This is a genomic window from Prevotella sp. MA2016 (assembly GCF_000619825.1).
Lineage (GTDB): Bacteria > Bacteroidota > Bacteroidia > Bacteroidales > Bacteroidaceae > Prevotella.
The window spans coordinates 225341-241380 of sequence record NZ_JHUW01000007.1 but is presented as its reverse complement, the minus strand read 5'-3'; the positions used below and the strand labels follow the sequence as shown (position 1 = coordinate 241380).

General features: G+C 43.8%; 16 protein-coding genes. 7 read left to right on the top strand and 9 right to left on the bottom strand.

Going from position 1 to position 16040, the window contains the following annotated elements; all coding sequences use genetic code 11:
* Window positions 1–116: 116 nt before the first annotated feature.
* Window positions 117–1568: a TlpA disulfide reductase family protein gene (locus T360_RS0103480; protein ID WP_081772677.1), complete on the top strand. Its 1452-nt coding sequence runs from the start codon at window positions 117–119 to the stop codon at window positions 1566–1568.
* A 19-nt stretch (window positions 1569–1587) separates the two neighbouring features.
* On the opposite strand, the gene T360_RS0103475 is transcribed toward T360_RS0103480, so the two are convergent.
* Window positions 1588–2814, bottom strand: coding sequence for an MFS transporter (locus tag T360_RS0103475; protein ID WP_028911566.1), 1227 nt, complete (start codon window positions 2812–2814; stop codon window positions 1588–1590).
* Window positions 2815–2822: 8 nt separating this feature from the next.
* Window positions 2823–3497, bottom strand: a complete 675-nt coding sequence (locus T360_RS0103470) for an MIP/aquaporin family protein (protein ID WP_028911565.1) — start codon at window positions 3495–3497, stop codon at window positions 2823–2825.
* A 108-nt stretch (window positions 3498–3605) separates the two neighbouring features.
* Here T360_RS0103470 and T360_RS0103465 point away from each other — a divergent pair, with 108 nt between their 5' ends.
* A complete protein-coding gene (locus T360_RS0103465; RefSeq protein ID WP_036928708.1) occupies window positions 3606–4571 on the top strand; it encodes a YqiA/YcfP family alpha/beta fold hydrolase in 966 nt (321 codons plus the stop codon).
* 125 nt (window positions 4572–4696) lie between these two features.
* On the opposite strand, the gene T360_RS14535 is transcribed toward T360_RS0103465, so the two are convergent.
* The 7 genes from T360_RS14535 to T360_RS0103425 form a co-directional block, all read right to left on the bottom strand.
* Window positions 4697–5431: a DUF3944 domain-containing protein gene (locus T360_RS14535; RefSeq protein WP_231488065.1), complete on the bottom strand. Its 735-nt coding sequence runs from the start codon at window positions 5429–5431 to the stop codon at window positions 4697–4699.
* Between the two features lie 350 nt (window positions 5432–5781).
* Window positions 5782–6774 carry a hypothetical protein gene (locus T360_RS0103455; protein ID WP_028911563.1) on the bottom strand — a complete coding sequence of 331 codons (993 nt, stop codon included), beginning with the start codon at window positions 6772–6774 and terminating at the stop codon, window positions 5782–5784.
* Window positions 6775–6795: 21 nt separating this feature from the next.
* On the bottom strand, window positions 6796–7056 hold the full coding sequence (locus tag T360_RS0103450) for a PqqD family protein (protein WP_028911562.1): 261 nt from the start codon (window positions 7054–7056) through the stop codon (window positions 6796–6798).
* A gap of 5 nt (window positions 7057–7061) precedes the next feature.
* On the bottom strand, window positions 7062–8396 hold the full coding sequence (locus T360_RS0103445) for a radical SAM protein (RefSeq protein WP_028911561.1): 1335 nt from the start codon (window positions 8394–8396) through the stop codon (window positions 7062–7064).
* 3 nt (window positions 8397–8399) lie between these two features.
* Window positions 8400–8918, bottom strand: coding sequence for a S24/S26 family peptidase (locus tag T360_RS14530; RefSeq protein ID WP_051523325.1), 519 nt, complete (start codon window positions 8916–8918; stop codon window positions 8400–8402).
* Window position 8919: 1 nt separating this feature from the next.
* Window positions 8920–9639, bottom strand: coding sequence for a hypothetical protein (locus T360_RS15650; RefSeq protein WP_155949373.1), 720 nt, complete (start codon window positions 9637–9639; stop codon window positions 8920–8922).
* A 441-nt stretch (window positions 9640–10080) separates the two neighbouring features.
* Complete coding sequence (locus tag T360_RS0103425) at window positions 10081–10395, bottom strand: nucleotidyltransferase domain-containing protein (protein ID WP_028911560.1); 315 nt, start codon at window positions 10393–10395, stop codon at window positions 10081–10083.
* Window positions 10396–10977: 582 nt separating this feature from the next.
* Here T360_RS0103425 and T360_RS0103420 point away from each other — a divergent pair.
* The 5 genes from T360_RS0103420 (at window position 10978) to gcvPB (ending at window position 16040) form a co-directional block, all read left to right on the top strand.
* Window positions 10978–11688: a lipoate--protein ligase family protein gene (locus T360_RS0103420; protein ID WP_028911559.1), complete on the top strand. Its 711-nt coding sequence runs from the start codon at window positions 10978–10980 to the stop codon at window positions 11686–11688.
* A gap of 24 nt (window positions 11689–11712) precedes the next feature.
* Window positions 11713–12822 (top strand): glycine cleavage system aminomethyltransferase GcvT, encoded by a 1110-nt coding sequence (gcvT, locus tag T360_RS0103415; protein WP_028911558.1) that lies wholly within the window; start codon window positions 11713–11715, stop codon window positions 12820–12822.
* Between the two features lie 5 nt (window positions 12823–12827).
* The gene (gene gcvH, locus T360_RS0103410; protein ID WP_028911557.1) at window positions 12828–13208 is read left to right on the top strand and encodes a glycine cleavage system protein GcvH; all 381 of its coding nucleotides are present in this window, start codon (window positions 12828–12830) and stop codon (window positions 13206–13208) included.
* Between the two features lie 109 nt (window positions 13209–13317).
* Window positions 13318–14634 (top strand): aminomethyl-transferring glycine dehydrogenase subunit GcvPA, encoded by a 1317-nt coding sequence (gene gcvPA / locus T360_RS0103405; protein ID WP_028911556.1) that lies wholly within the window; start codon window positions 13318–13320, stop codon window positions 14632–14634.
* On the top strand, window positions 14631–16040 hold the full coding sequence (gene gcvPB / locus T360_RS0103400) for an aminomethyl-transferring glycine dehydrogenase subunit GcvPB (protein ID WP_028911555.1): 1410 nt from the start codon (window positions 14631–14633) through the stop codon (window positions 16038–16040). The genes gcvPA and gcvPB overlap by 4 nt, the downstream gene beginning before the upstream one ends.

Sequence of the window (16040 nt, the reverse complement as noted above, 5' to 3'; positions counted from 1 at the left end):
TGATAATATGCAACACACCCAATGATAATTTCTCACTCTAATCCTTGTACGGTTCGCAGATTTCTCTTAACTTTGCCAGCAAATCAAATCTAACTTCAATTAAACAAAAATCAATTATGGTCAAGAAAACTATTATTACAATGATGCTCGCCCTCGTTTGGATGACTGGATGGGCACAGACAAAGACAGCAACTGTCACAGGTTACTCACCCGCACTGAAAGACGGCACGCTGGTGCTGGCTGGTACTGGCACTTTTGGAAGTGTTGTTGATACTGTCCAAGCCGGACGTTTTGCCTTCACTTTACCCGTAGAGGAACTCACCGAAGGTTTTCTCGGTTTTATAGGCGATGGCTGCCCCAATTATTCTATGCCCCTCTTCCTACGTCCAGATGTGACTGTGAACTTGACGGGCACAGACTGCTTCTACCCTTTATGGAAGGTTGAGAGCCCCTTGCCTGAGCAGAAGACCCTGGACCGTTTGACGGAGTATTGCCGAGACGTAATAACAGAAATTCTACAGATGGATTTGGATCATAAGCCTCGGGCAGAAAGAGAACCTGTTCAGACAAAATATATAAAACAGCAAATGGACATTCTGCCCTCACTGCCCGTCGATGCTGCGACCATTCGTGTGCTATTGAGCATATCTCCGATAGCAAAGAACACTCCAGACTTCCCATATATGGAACAGTTGAAGAAATTGGAAAAGACTATTGCTGCCAGAGCACCAAAAGGTTTTGAAGAAGCATTGGCAGAGATTCACAACAATGTCTATCCACCACGCCTCTTGCAGGTGGGCGAAGAGGCAGAAGATGCTGAACTTTTCGATATGCAGGGAGAGAAACATCATCTATTTGAAGCCTTTGGCCATGGCAAATATGTGTTACTCGATTTCTGGGCCATCGGCTGTGGACCTTGCATGAAGTCTGAACCTGAGATGAAAGTATTCTATGAGAAGATGAAAGATAAACTGGAAATCGTCTCTATCAATGAGAATAGATTCGCAGAGTGGCAGAAGCATGAATTCAGCCAGCGTATCGTCGGAAAGAACTGGAACAATGCCATGAAGGATATCAGTAGTAAATACTGTGATATAGCTGCAATTCCTTATTACGTCCTGATTTCGCCTGACAAGCGCATCGTGTGGAAAGCAGTGGGGTATCAACCTGGAGATTTTATGGGGCTGTCTGAATCCCTCAATGGTCCCAAACAGGACAACAGTTCCAATCTCCAGTTCGCCATCCGGAAAGTCGAAACCAACGCTGGTGGTACCATTATCAGTTTCCGCTATTACGCAAAGAAAGGTTACTGGTTCCGCATTGCCAAGGACTCCTATCTTGAGGCTAATGGAAAAAAATACAAGTTGACAGCAGCCGACGGCATCAAGCTCGACGCAGATAATTATGCTGAGGTAAATGCCTTTACTGCCAAGGAAGAGTACATAGGCGAAATAAACTATAGCGACTTCACGCTGACCTTCGAGCCGTTTGAAGCCATCCCCGCTACCTTCGACTTCATTGAAGGCGATGTTCAAGGTGCTTTCGTCATCCGCAATATTAGTCTGTAAAAAAAGAAGCTTGCTCGAGTTAATCGAGCAAGCCTTTTTCTTCGCGGTGGACGCTGAGGCCGAAGCCATATAGGGCTACCACGATATAACAGAGTAGGGGGATGATGAAGGGCACCACCATGTCGGTAGCATCGGCTATGATACCTACCAACAGGAAGCCACATCCGCCCACAGGTGTCATCATCAGGATGCTGGAGGCACTCTTGGTGAGCGAACCTAATCCACGAACGGCCAGCGAGAAAATGGTGGGAAACATAATGGCCTCGAACAGATAGTTGCCCAGCAGACCTATCAGCGACAGACGGCCGAAATTCATGAGCACAGCCATGATGCACAGCACGCAACCACAACCGCAGATGAGCAGCATGTGCTCGGCTGGCAGCCAGCGCATGATGAAGCTACCTACAAAACGGCCCACCATGAAGAATGCCAGAGCACCCGTGAGCACCAACGAGGCCGTGCGGTCGTCCATCCATCCCATGCTGGTGACGTAGTTGATGAAATAGCTGTTGATAGAAATCTCGGCCACCTCGTAAGACAGCAGAGCGATAAGGCCATAGACAAAATACTTGTGGCTCCAGATGCGCTTGAGCGGCTCGCGACCATACTTGGCCTTCTCTTCCAGTCCGTCGTTGTGCTTGATCTCTGGCAGTTTCACACGTGCAAAGATGCAGGCTATTGCTAATACCACTGCACCTAAGATAACATAGGGTATCGCGATGTTGCCACCACCATCGCTGAACAGGAACTGGCCCACAGCAAAAGTGGCAAACAGGCAGCCAAGGCCGTTGAACGACTGTGAGAGGTTCAGGCGGCTGCTGGCCGACTCCTTCGCGCCAAGCTCTGTCACATAGGGGTTGGCAGCTGTCTCCAGGAACACCAAGCCCACGCTGATGATAAACAGCGCAAACAGGTAAGCATCCAGTGTGCCAGCCTCGGTGCAGGGCACAAAGAGCCATGAGCCAAGGCCGAATAGCAGTAGGCCGAACACCACACCACGGCGGTAGCCAAAGCGGTTAATAAACAGTCCTGCAGGGATAGCCATCAGGAAGTAGCCCATGTAGGTAGTCACCTGGATGAGGCTCGACTGCGTGATGCTGATATGCATCTCGTTCTGGAAATGCTTGTTGAGTACGTCTAGGATAGCTCTTGCAAATCCCCACAGAAAGAAAAGTGTTGTAATCAATACAAACGGCACCAAATAGTTGGCGCCGTTTGCCCTAAAAAGTCCGTTGTTTTGTTTCACTATAATCTTTAATGTTTAATGTCAATAAGTTTCCAGATGCCGGCAGCGCATGCACCACCTGCGAATGGACCCACGATGAATATCCACAGATTAGACAATGCCGAACCACCCTCAAAGATGGCAGGAGCAATAGAACGGGCAGGGTTAACCGATGTGCCCGTATAGCGGATGCAAACCAGGTGAACCAGTATCAGCGACAGGCCGATAGCCAGTCCGGCAAAGTTGTTGGTAGCACCATTGGTCTTGGCTGTGGCACCTAATACCACGAGCACAAACACACAAGTGAAGATAATCTCAGCCAGCAGTCCGCCCAGCATGCTTACGTTGGCCTGCAGGTCGTTGGCACCAGTACCCTCAAGTCCTGGCACATTCTCAGTGAGTATATACAATAGCAGAGAGCCGATGAAGGCACCAATCACCTGGAAGAGGATGTACATGCCGCAGTCTTTGGCGCTGATACGTCCGCTCAGATAGCAGCCCAGCGTGATGGCAGGATTGATGTGGCAGCCGCTGATACCACCGATGGTATAAGCCATAGCCACTACTGAGAGGCCGAAGGCAAATGCCGTGCCTACCACAGCGGGGATGTTGTTAACAGGATCACAACCCAGGCTCACGGCCACACCGCAGCCCATCAACACGAGCACCATCGTGCCCACCATTTCTGCTAAATACTTTTTCATAATCCTACAGTTTAAAATGTTGATTGTTAATATGAAAATTTGCTTGCAAAGATACAAATAATTTCGTTTCGTGCAAATTTTTTCGCCGTAATTTTGTACTTTTGCACCATGATGGATTTATTTAAAGGAAAAAAAGTGATGTATGTGCACGGCTTTGGCTCATCGGGTCAGAGTGGTACCGTGACACGTATCCGAGAGGTGTTGACTGAGGCCGAGGTGATAGCCCCCGACCTGCCCATCCATCCCGAGGAGGCGATGGACTTATTATATAAGATGTGTGAAACCGAGAAGCCCGATTTGATTATCGGCACTTCGATGGGTGGCATGTATGCCGAGATGCTGCATGGCTTCGACCGTATTCTGGTGAACCCCGCCATGCAGATGGGCGACACCATGAAGGAGCACGGCATGATTGGTGCCCAGCATTTTCAGAACCCTCGTCAGGATGGTGTGCAGGATTTTATCGTCACCAAGGCCCTGGTCAAGGAGTATAAGGATATCACCGAAAAGTGCTTTGCCGATACCAGCGAAGCCGAGCAGCAGCATGTATGGGGGCTCTTTGGCGACGAGGATACCACTGTGAACACCTACGACCTGTTTCGCCAGCACTACCAGCAAGCCGTGCGTTTTCATGGCGAGCACCGTATGAACGACGGCTCGTTCATGCACTCGGTGGTGCCAGTCATCCGTTGGGTGAGCGACAAGCAAGAAGGCCGAGAGCGCCCCATCGTGTATATCAGCACCAGTTCGCTCATTGATGCGTATGGAAAGCCCCGCAGTTCGTCGCAGAAAGCCATCCGTCAGTTGCTCGAAACCTATCAACTCTATTTCGTGGCACCTGCTACAGTAGATGCCAAGGATTATGCCGACGTGAACGCTTGGCTCTATGAATATGTCAACGTGCCTGCCTACGGGCATACCATTTTTACCAATCAGAAGCATCTGCTCTATGGCGATTATCTGATAGATACACACAAGGTTGATGGCATGGCCACGCTGATAGAGTTCGGCTCTGACACCTTCAAGACCTGGGACGACATCATCCCATACTTCGAACGCTTAGGGGGACAATAAAAGAAAAAATCGCAACGCCTTTTGAAGGGTTGCGATTTTCTCGTTTTCAAATACGTCGGCAATCATTATGGACATTCTGTTGTCATAATCTAAATGTTTAAATTGTTAAACCTATATATTGAACTTTAATCCTCACATTCGTCATTTGTTGTATCGCCGGTTTCGCTGTTCATCTTGATACGCATATAGGCGACCTGAACCACAGCAGGTATAGTCACTCTGTAGGCCGGACCTGCAATATCGATGGCCGTCCAAATAGCGGTTACAGTCCAACCTATAGGGCCTGAAAAGATGCTTAACCAGCGAGTGAGTGCAGCGTTCGACGCTATTGTCAAGCCTCTACCCAACAAAGCCCTACTTACAGCATTTGCAACGATAACAGCCATCTTGTAGGAAGAGAAGCCTCCTCTCTTTATCGCCATCTGTAAAGCTGCAATAAAAGCCTGCTTACCAAAACCTTGGTTGGGAATATTCATCTCATCCAGGAGTTTCTTCATATCCTCTGTCGACATATTATCCAGCGAATCTAACAATATCTTCTGAAGAAGATTGTACTCTATCATCTCGACAGAAGCTTTACTGTTGAAGTTTACATCCATCTTCTTGCATACATCAATGAGCAATTCGCGATACTCTACACCATGTCCTCTTAGGATATTCATGAATGTATTACCACCATAGAGCTGCAGTTCCTCTGCAATGTCTTCTGCCATCAACTGTAATTGATCTGGATAATACTTCTTGTAGTTCTCTGTCATCGTTAGCTTTTCAGTAAAACGGTTTTCACCATCTTTCGTTTTTGTCAGATAATCAACCAGTACCTTAAGGTCGCTACCGTCTGCATTACGCAGAAAAATCAAATCTTTATCCATAACTTTATTATTTTTAAGTGAATTATTATTGTTTAAACTATCTTCATTCTCGTCATCTTGCTCTTTTAGCACGAAGTCTTCACAGTCATTCATATAGCGAAGCGAGTTGTTGCCATACGAATCGTTACCCATTTCGCAATACTCGTCATTGCAGTTGCGAGTGCAAATTCTACACAAACCGTTAATTCCCTTTTTCATTATATTCTTTTCGAGAGTCTTACTCTCTGGATCATCCTACTGACCCTTTTAATGTTATACATAGATGCAAAAGCACCAGACTCATTTGAATCTGGTGCAAAGGTAGGCAAATCTGTGGTTCACCCAATAGACGTCTATAACTATCGATTTATTGAGCCGAAAATCTCAACTATTGTTTTTTCAGCTTCTATTTTCTTTTGTTTCTTGGCATACATTTTATCATACTTGCTAGGAACAGTTGGATCAGAGTACTGTCTTTTTAGATTATCCTTATATGTTTCGCCGTCCTTGTTTACAAATATCTTAATAACATTCTGCCATGGTACAGGTGCTTTATCTTCTTTTTTCTTTATTCCTATATATTCGCAAAAGGCTGCCCACAAGAAAGCAAAATCAACATTTTGCATTTTTACAGTCCAGCAGCGCTCGTAAGTTTCATTTCTTTCAATAAGGTTATTAGCAGACAGATACTCCATAAACCTCTTAAAAGCCTTAACGTTGTCATTTGTCTTTAATGACGACATAAACTCTGTATATGCATCTATCGTGAAAGCCGTCTTTGTTACGAGATTTTTTTCCTCTATCTCATGCTTAGTAAAAACAGTTCCGTTGAGGTATTTCTGATAGATATTCCGAATAATGATTGTAGCACGAGCAGCAACATCTATTATGTCTTCATCTTCATATAGAGATATCCAGAATGGCCAATAGGTATTGTCGTTGGCATTATTTGTGGGCTTAAAACGATGCGTATAGTCCTTTTCTGGGAAGGTATTGTTTAATACATAAAGAACTTCGTTGATTATTTCATTCCATTCTTCATCAAACTTAACTATTTCCTTGTCCACTTCACCTTCATGAATAAGTCCCTTGCATCCATAATAAATACCAACCGTAGGCTCCCATATATCGTATTCAACAAGGAACTCATACTCACGATGCCCATCTTTACTAAACAATGATTCTAGTTTATACATCATGTGATTAGATGCCTTATTGCCAAGGAAACTATCGTCACGGGTAAAACCATCAGCATCATCCAGAATATGCATTTTCTCTTGCAAATTCTTGGATGCAGCTTCAGTCAGCTTCCGCCAATATTTCTCATTTACTTCAGTTGGTGAATATGCCATATTAATTTAAAAGATAATCTTTTATTCAATAATAAGCCCAAGTTCTCTTAATTGTTTTAAGATACTTGACACACCAAGCGATGCCCTTTCCTCTGTAATCCCATATTTCTTTACCATATTTATTATTAATTCATTTTCGGAAGTATCGTTTTTTAAACAATCTATAATATAACCGGCAGTATCATTTGCCCTAATCAACCCATTGAATTTATCACTATCTAGAGAAACCATAACTTTTTCGTTATTTATCTCTTCACTCTCAAAAATATTCAGCAATTTCATAATTATCAATTATTAACGATTATATAATTTCTATATTCCTTTTTTATTGACAACTCTAAGTCCTTTAATATACTATCCTTATGGATTTCATTACAAACTGTTTTTTTTGAAGCAGGACATAGACTATTTGGGTAACAACATATATATAGTGGACAATCATTACAAATAGTCCCTTTGTCATATCTATATTCATAATAGGATGATGGCCTAAAACAGTACTCACCGTTACTAATCGAACCATATTGTTTGACATCAAAATCCTCTGGACAAAATGCCAATTCGCCATTTGGCTTTATTAACAAATACCTTCTGTCATCTGCAGAACATGAATGAGGGGTTAAACCTGTTAGTTCTCGGCTATTTACTCCTATCCCCTTTTCAAACAAGTATGTTTTAATCTCATTGATCCTATTGTAAATATGCCGACGAGCCTCAACACTACTTTCAATCGTAGAGAGTCTATTTGTATTTGACAATGGCCTAAACATAAAATCGAGCAGTTTTGTTTTGCCAAATCTTATACATATCTGATCTACGACTTCCTTGATTTCTTCAACATTATGCTTTTCAACATTTATTCGAATAGTTACAGAGACTCCTGCGCTCAATAAGAGTTCAACATTGTTCATAATATGAAGGAAAGGACTTTGAGAAGTATTTTTAAATTGTTTTATTTTGTTATGTGTTTGTTCTGCACCATCTAAAGTAATCCTTACATTTTTTAAGTTCCAATTTTTTGTCGCCTTTTGAATAATATTGTCTGAAAAAAGATACCCATTGCTAATCATTTTGGAGGAGAAAGCTATTCCCTGATTTGCAAGGCCTTCTGAAATCCAATCTATAGCTTTCGTATTCATCAAAGGCTCACCTCCATACCATCGTATGTTAGCTTCGAAGCCGCAGAGATTATTCTTAATGTATTGTACTACTTTCATTGCAGTATCTTTGCTCATTGACATTTGTTTGAAACCATTTTCATAACAATAACTGCAATTTGCATTACAATTGGTAGTCGTTAGTATCTCAAATCGATTATAACCAGGTTTATCCCTTTTATCGAGCGCTAATAAGAGCTTTCTCAATTTTGGTACGTTTTCTTTTTCGTTTAAGTCTTTCTCTACATAAAACCAATGTCTTACTAAATACTGGAATGCCTTTTCATGTTTTGTCACCTCCACCAATTCGCCTGTTAAGCATGAGTAGAATAAAGAAGAGTCTCCTATTTCACAACGAAAAATAAAATCAGAAAGACGATATTGGCGAGTAAAATTATACTTTTGTTCACCACATAAACTCATAACAGCAAAAGATGCTTCTCGAATAATGCGAAATCCCTCCATAATCTATTCAAATTTCAACTGACAATTGGTTATTTTTCTTGCAATTATCTTGATATACTCAAGAATACAATCAGGAAAAAAATAAAATAAATGTACAATCATATCATATCTTCTTTTCCTTCGAACGCGCATCATCTCATTTTTCCTAAGCCTGTTTACATAATTAATATAAACCGAATTAGACATATCATAATGCACTCCATCTCGATAAAATGCAGTCATAATACCAATAATATCTTCTTCCTTTATATTCTTCTCTATCTTTGCACAATTATCACCTAATATATTATATCTATTATTTGGAAGTACACTAACAATCCTATGCAATACTAAATGCCCGTTTTTTTTAAATAAAACGACATCGTTTTCAGAGCATTTAACATCTGGTTCTCTTTTAATTATTGTAACTAAATCACGGTTTTGACGAATCATCGGTTCCATGCTTTTACCAACGACCTTGTATATTATCACTCCTTCCGATACAAGATAGTCTTCTAATGTAGTAGCAGTAATGTTCATCATCTTAGCTGTTCATACCATTATAAGCAACAACGGCTGCATCAATATTAGTATTGCAACCTAGTTGATAAAAATTCACGAAATTTGCACATTTCTTATACCATCGAAAGAGTTTTAGTAATATTTGCCCTTTGTCCATTATCATCGTTTGTTGTATTAAACTTCCAATAACATAAGAGTCTTTTTCTATTTGTCTAATTATATTGTTGTCATTCCTATAAATGAAACAAATTGCTTTTATTTTGACACGTTTATTAATCCCTATATTTTCTTTGCCCATCCATGGAGAACCATATCCATAAAGCCCGTCATCACAGATTCGGAGTAATGGCTTATCGCCATTTATTATTGTCGCTTGGCCACAAAAGTATCTTTCCCAAAGATTTGCATGCGTACTTTTCCCTACACCGGAATCTGCAGTGAATAGATAACCATCATTATTCATCTCAATAAGAACTCCATGAAAAGTAACAACACCATTTTGAAAAAGTATTGGAGGTATATCTTGATATAAAACATTATATTCAGCGTCAGTATAAGTAAAACTGCGTTTGGGATATAAAGCTTGCAAGGTTTCCTTTTCTGTTGACATTCTTTCTTGAGATATAGTTAATAAACACTGTGCGGTATCCGTTGTAAAATAAGGAGAATAGCGAAATGCATTTTCCTTATAATTAAAATCAATTCCGATATTAACCTCAGCTAATTTTGCTGTACAAACCATTTCCCGAATTAGTGTTTGACAATTAAAACAAAATCCCATAAACACATGCTAGCAATACTAACATATGAATATTACGGAATTATAGAGTTTTATAATTCCGCAAGAGTAAAATACTGAACAAATTAGCTGATTTGATTCCAATCACATGGTCCGCTATCAGCTAATATCGAATTACCAGATAACTTAATCACCGTCAATACAGGATCGTTATACACCTTTTCTTTTATATTATTCTGCTTATCCATAATAATTATATTTTGTGGTAAATAAATCAATTTGTCAAATCATCTTATAAAAAAAGGTCTTTGCTAATGTTTTGGCCCATCTATCAATGGAAACCTCTTCTTCCTTTCTTTTTAAGTATTTTTTTATTTCAACAATATGTATCATAATACGATTTTCGTGTTAATGAGTTCTATTTGCAATATCATAGTCCTATATTCATAAAGTAATACCCTCTTTGCTGACGTTATTCTGGAAAGGAGTGAGGAATGGTCGATTCTCCCACTCTTTGCGAGGCATAATCATCAAACTTATGATAATGCCAGTGTCGAGCTCAATATCATAGAAGGGTGCGATGATGCGATCCTTGTCGTTATAAGTCAGTTTGTCTTTATCAACAAGCACCAGCAGATCGATGTCAGAATCAGGGCGTGCATCACCACGCGCCTCAGAACCATAAAGGATGGTCTGAGCGTGCGGACTCAACTTCCGAGCCTCCTGCCTGATTCTTTCTACAATTTCTGTCCTTCGCATATCCTTATTATAATCATATTGCGTTGCAAATATAGTGAAAAATGTATTATCAAACAAGAAAAAACAAGAAAAACTGTGCTTTAGCGTAAAAAAGAATAGGGTTCGCAATAATAAGAACCCAATTTTATCGATCGTGATTGACCAACAGAACCGTCCAAAATGAATATTAACGTGAGTTCGACGAATTCACGTTAATATTACGTTTAAAATTGTCGCTGTCAATAGATTACATACTGCAAATATAGTAAATTCTCGGCATACTTTCGGTAAATCGTATGTTTGATAATGTTAAATAGATGCGGACTGTTGCGCTTTCGTCCACAAAAAAAAGGAGCGAACATCACTGTTGGCTCCTCTTCATCAGTTTCCTGTTTGCATGTTTGCCTGTTTGGGTTTTTCTGCGCTGGGAGCGACATTCTGTATGGGACTCTAAAGAATCTAAAGAAAATCGCAACCCTTCAAAAGGCCTTGCGATTTTTCTTTTATTGTCCTCCTTTTAGCATATTTTAGAGGAAAACCTTTGGCGGTTACATAATTTCTTCATATTTTTGCAGAAAGTTTTAACGACTATACTCTACCAATATGAAATATATAGCCTTACCTACTAACAAAAACCGCCAGCTTTCTTTCTATCTGGCCATGGAGGAGTATGTGGCCAAGCATCTGGATGAGCCCGACTGCTTCTTTATGTGGCAGGTGGCACCCAGCGTGATTTTTGGGCGCAACCAGGTGCTGGAGAACGAGGTGAACGTGGATTACTGCCGACAACATCATATAAATATGTACAGGCGCAAGAGTGGGGGTGGCTGTGTGTATGCCGATATGGACAACCTGATGCTATCCTATGTGAGCGATGGCGATAAGGTGGGCTTCACCTTTAACAAGTTTGTGCAGATGGTGCTGCTGGTGCTGCGCAAGATGGGGGTTGAGGCTACTGGTACCACGCATAACGACATCATGATAGGCGAACGGAAGGTGTGCGGCACGGCTTATTATCAGTTGCCAGGCAGGGCCATCGTGCATAGCACCATGCTCTATGATACAAATATGGAGCACATGCTCAATGCCATCACGCCCGGGCCTGAGAAGCTGGAGAAGAAAGGCATCCAGAGCGTGCGCCAGCGCATCACACTGCTGAAAGAGCACGTGAACCTGACGCTCGACGAGGTGAAGATGCTGATACGCAGCACGCTGTGCGATGGCGAACTGATGCTCACCGACGAGCAGGTGAGGGAGATAGAGGCGATAGAACAGGGCTATCTGAAATCAGAATTCATTCATTTGATACAATAACAATTCTAAAAACAACAATAATCTATGGCAATCAAACAAGAACTTGAAAAGAAAGAAAAGCGTACTTGCTTATACGACAAGCATCTGTCGCTAGGTGCTACGATGGTGACATTTGGCGGCTTCGATATGCCTCTGCTCTACCAGATGGCTGGTATCGCGCCTGAGCACATGGCTGTGAGAGAGCATGTAGGACTGTTCGACGTGAGTCACATGGGCGAGGTAACCGTGAAAGGGCCTGATGCCGAACGCTACGTACAGCACATCTTTACGAACGACATCGCTGGTGCGCCTGTGGGCAAGATCTACTACGGTATGATGTGCTACGAGAATGGTGGTACGGTGGATGACCTGCTGGTGTATAAGATGGGCGAGAACGATTTCTTCCTGGTGATCAACGCCGCCAATATCGATAAGGACTGGGCATGGATGCAACAGCATGCCGAGGGCTTTGATATCGACCTGCAGAACCGCTCTGACTATTACGGGCAGATAGCTGTTCAGGGGCCTGAGAGCGAGCATATCGTTGAAACGGTATTGGGCTTGCCTTGTGCTGAACTGGTATTCTATACTTGTAAGACTATTGGCGATGTTATCATCTCTCGTACAGGTTATACGGGCGAGGATGGATTTGAAATTTATGCCAATCACGACTATATCCGTGAGTGTTGGGACAAACTGATTGCTGCTGGTGTGCAGGCTTGTGGACTGGGATGTCGCGACACCCTGCGCTTCGAGGTGGGTCTGCCATTGTATGGCGACGAACTCTCGGAGGATATCACACCTATCATGGCTGGTCTGGGTATGTTCGTGAAGCTCGACAAAGCTGAGTTTATTGGTAAGGAGGCACTGGCCAAACAGAAGGCCGAGGGGCCTGCCAAGAAACTGGTTGGCATAGAACTCTTCGACAAGGCTATCCCCCGTCATGGCTACACGGTGCTGAATATGGCAGGCGAACCTATCGGTGAGGTGACAACAGGCTATCATACCATCTCTACTGATAAGAGTGTGTGCATGGCACTGGTGGATGCTGCGTATGCCAAGCTTGATACCGAAGTGCAGATTCAGATTCGCAAGAAGGTGTTCCCAGGCAAGGTGGTTAAAAAGCAATTCTATACTAAAAATTATAAGAAATAAATATTATGGCAAAAGTAATTGAAGGACTCTACTACTCAGAGTCTCACGAATATGTAAGAGTAGAAGGTGATTTTGGTTTTATCGGTATCACAGACTATGCACAGAATGCACTGGGTAATGTGGTTTATGTGGATATGCCTGATGTGGATGATGAGGTTGAGGCTGGTGAAGAGTTTGGCGCCGTAGAGAGCGTGAAGGCTGCCAGCGACCTGTATTCACCTGTTTCAGGAACAGTGGTAGAAGTGAACGAGGCCCTCGACGACCAGCCCGAACTGATCAATCAGGATGCCTTTGAGAACTGGATTATCAAGGTAGAGCTCAGCGACAAGACCGAACTCGACAACCTGATGGACGCCCAGGCCTATGCTGCCTTCTGCGAGAAATAATTATTAGGCACGGATTAACACGGCTTTATAAATAAAGACGCGGCTCTTTACAAAAAAACAGTGCCTCTCTAAAGAGAGCCGTGTAATCCGTGCCAAAAATATACTATCTATGGATTACAAATACTTTCCGCATACAACGGATGACTTGCAGGCGATGATGGAGAAGGTGGGGGTGAAAGACCTCGACGGACTCTATGCACAGATACCTGACAGCATCCGCTTTAAGGGCGACTACCAGTTGCCCTCGGAGATGAGCGAGCTGGAGGTGCGCCAACTGTTTGATAAGTTGGGCTCGCAGAACCACCAGCTCACCTGTTTTGCTGGCTATGGGGTCTATGACCACTATATGCCATCTGTTATCCCTAGTCTGTTGCAACGCTCTGAGTTCCTCACCTCGTACACGCCGTACCAGGCTGAGATCTCACAGGGCACACTGCATTATATCTTTGAGTATCAGAGCATGATGACCGAGCTGACAGGCATGGACATCTCTAATGCCTCGATGTATGATGGTACTACCGCTACTGCCGAGGCGATGATGATGGCCGTGGCTGCGGGTAAGAAACAGAACAAGGTACTGGTGTCAGCCGGTTTGAATTCCAAGACCCGACAGGTGCTTGATACCTATGCCCTGCATAAAGGTATCGAACTCGAAACCATCCCCCTGAAGGACGGCGTGACCGACCTCTCATCTCTCATCTCTCAACTCTCAACAGGGAGCGTTGCCGGTGTCATCGTTCAACAGCCTAACGTGTATGGTATCGTAGAGGACTTTACAGGTTTTGCTGAGGCTTGTCATGAGCAGAAGGCACTCTTCATCATGAATAGTGTGGCTGCCGACTTGGCTGTGCTGAAGACACCAGGCGAGTGGGGGGCTGATATTGCAGTAGGCGATGGTCAGAGCTTGGGCATCCCCATGCAGTTTGGTGGTCCTTACGTAGGTTATATGTGTTGCACCGAGAAACTCATCCGTAAGATGCCAGGACGTATCGTTGGTATGACCAAAGATAATCGCGGTCAGCGTGCCTTCGTACTGACGCTGCAGGCGCGCGAACAGCATATCCGGCGCCAGAAGGCCACTTCAAACATCTGTTCTAATCAGAGTCTGATGGCGCTCTTTGTAACTATCTATCTGTCGCTGATGGGTAAGCAAGGTGTGAAAGAGGCTGCCGAGCTGTCGTATGCTGGTGCTCACTATCTCTGTGATGAACTACTGAAGACGGGGCGTTTCTCGTTGGCGTATGAAAAGCCTTTCTTCAATGAGTTCCTGGTGAAGTATGATGGCGACATTGATACCCTCTACCAGCGTTTCATTGATGCGGGCTTCTTAGGTGGTGTGAAGTGCGAAGATGGTATTCTCTTTGCTGTCACTGAGAAGCGTACGAAAGAAGAAATTGATAACCTCGTAAAGATTGCTGCCCTATGAACAACCGACTATATGGAAATCTGATCTTTGAACTCTCCAAGGAGGGGCGCAAAGGCTATAGTCTGCCTAAGAATCACTTTGGCAGTTACGAGATACCGGCTGAGATGAAGCGCGCAGAAGAGGCACAGTTGCCTGAGTGCGACGAGCTTACTGTGGTGCGCCATTATACCAATCTCTCGAATAATAACTTCGGTGTGGACACGGGCTTCTATCCCCTGGGCTCTTGCACCATGAAGTATAATCCCAAAATCAACGAGGAGATGGCTGCCCTGACGCAGTTCCAAAATCTGCATCCAGAGCAACCTGCTGAGACGGTACGCGGTGCGCAGGCTTTGGTGACACTGCTGGAGAAGTCGCTCTGTGCACTGACAGGTTTGGCTCATTTTACCTTTAAGCCTTATGCTGGTGCGCATGGTGAACTGACGGGACTGATGACCATTGACAACTATCACCGCGGGCGTGGCGATATGCAGCGCAAGAAGGTGATCGTGCCTGATAGCGCTCATGGCACCAACCCAGCCTCGGCTGCTGTTTGTGGCTTGGAGATTATCGAGGTGAAATCGAATGCTGATGGTCTGGTGGATCTTGAAGACCTGGAGCGATTGGTTTCTCAAGAAGGTGATTCTATCGCCGCGATGATGATGACCAATCCCAATACCCTGGGACTTTTCGAAACCAGCATCCCTGAGATAGCCAAACTCATCCACGACTGTGGTGGATTGATGTACTATGATGGTGCTAACCTCAACCCCATGCTGGGCGCTTGTCGTCCTGGTGATATGGGCTTTGATGTGATGCATATCAACCTGCATAAGACGTTCTCAACGCCGCATGGCGGTGGTGGTCCTGGCAGTGGTCCTGTAGGTGTGCGTGAGGGATTGCAGGATTGCTTCCCCTTTGTGTCGCCCTATCAAGGCAACTATGGTGTGATGATGCGTGCTTATGCTTATATCCTCTCACTGGGTCGTGAGCATGTCAAGGAGGTTGGTCCGCTGGCTGTGCTCAACGCCAACTACATCAAGGAGTGCCTGAAGGATGTGTATGAGCTGCCTATCGAGGGCTTATGCTGCCATGAGTTTGTGTTCGATGGTTTGAAAGATAAGTCGACGGGTGTTACCACGATGGATGTGGCTAAGCGTCTGCTGGATTATGGCTATCATGCACCTACTATCTACTTCCCGTTGCTCTTCCATGAGAGCTTGATGGTGGAGCCTACGGAGAACGAGAGTAAGGAAACGCTGGATGGCTTTATCGCCGTGATGCGACAGATAGCTGAGGAAGCAAAGACTGATCCAGAACTGGTGAAGACAGCCCCTCACGACACCCCAATCGGTCGTGTGGATGATGTCCTCGCTGCTAAGCATCCTGTTGTGACGTTCCGTCAATTGAAAAATGAGAAAATGTAA

Bases quoted from the DNA above. Each gene is read 5' to 3' on its own strand.
- T360_RS0103425 (WP_028911560.1), bottom strand. From the start codon at position 10,395: ATGCGAAGGACAGAAATTGTAGAAAGAATCAGGCAGGAGGCTCGGAAG.
- T360_RS0103465 (WP_036928708.1), top strand. From the start codon at position 3,606: ATGATGGATTTATTTAAAGGAAAAAAAGTGATGTATGTGCACGGCTTT.
- T360_RS0103445 (WP_028911561.1), bottom strand. From the start codon at position 8,396: ATGGAGGGATTTCGCATTATTCGAGAAGCATCTTTTGCTGTTATGAGT.
- gcvH (WP_028911557.1), top strand. From the start codon at position 12,828: ATGGCAAAAGTAATTGAAGGACTCTACTACTCAGAGTCTCACGAATAT.
- T360_RS0103420 (WP_028911559.1), top strand. From the start codon at position 10,978: ATGAAATATATAGCCTTACCTACTAACAAAAACCGCCAGCTTTCTTTC.
- T360_RS15650 (WP_155949373.1), bottom strand. From the start codon at position 9,639: ATGGTTTGTACAGCAAAATTAGCTGAGGTTAATATCGGAATTGATTTT.
- gcvT (WP_028911558.1), top strand. From the start codon at position 11,713: ATGGCAATCAAACAAGAACTTGAAAAGAAAGAAAAGCGTACTTGCTTA.
- gcvPA (WP_028911556.1), top strand. From the start codon at position 13,318: ATGGATTACAAATACTTTCCGCATACAACGGATGACTTGCAGGCGATG.
- T360_RS0103470 (WP_028911565.1), bottom strand. From the start codon at position 3,497: ATGAAAAAGTATTTAGCAGAAATGGTGGGCACGATGGTGCTCGTGTTG.
- T360_RS0103450 (WP_028911562.1), bottom strand. From the start codon at position 7,056: ATGAAATTGCTGAATATTTTTGAGAGTGAAGAGATAAATAACGAAAAA.
- gcvPB (WP_028911555.1), top strand. From the start codon at position 14,631: ATGAACAACCGACTATATGGAAATCTGATCTTTGAACTCTCCAAGGAG.
- T360_RS14530 (WP_051523325.1), bottom strand. From the start codon at position 8,918: ATGATGAACATTACTGCTACTACATTAGAAGACTATCTTGTATCGGAA.
- T360_RS0103455 (WP_028911563.1), bottom strand. From the start codon at position 6,774: ATGGCATATTCACCAACTGAAGTAAATGAGAAATATTGGCGGAAGCTG.
- T360_RS0103480 (WP_081772677.1), top strand. From the start codon at position 117: ATGGTCAAGAAAACTATTATTACAATGATGCTCGCCCTCGTTTGGATG.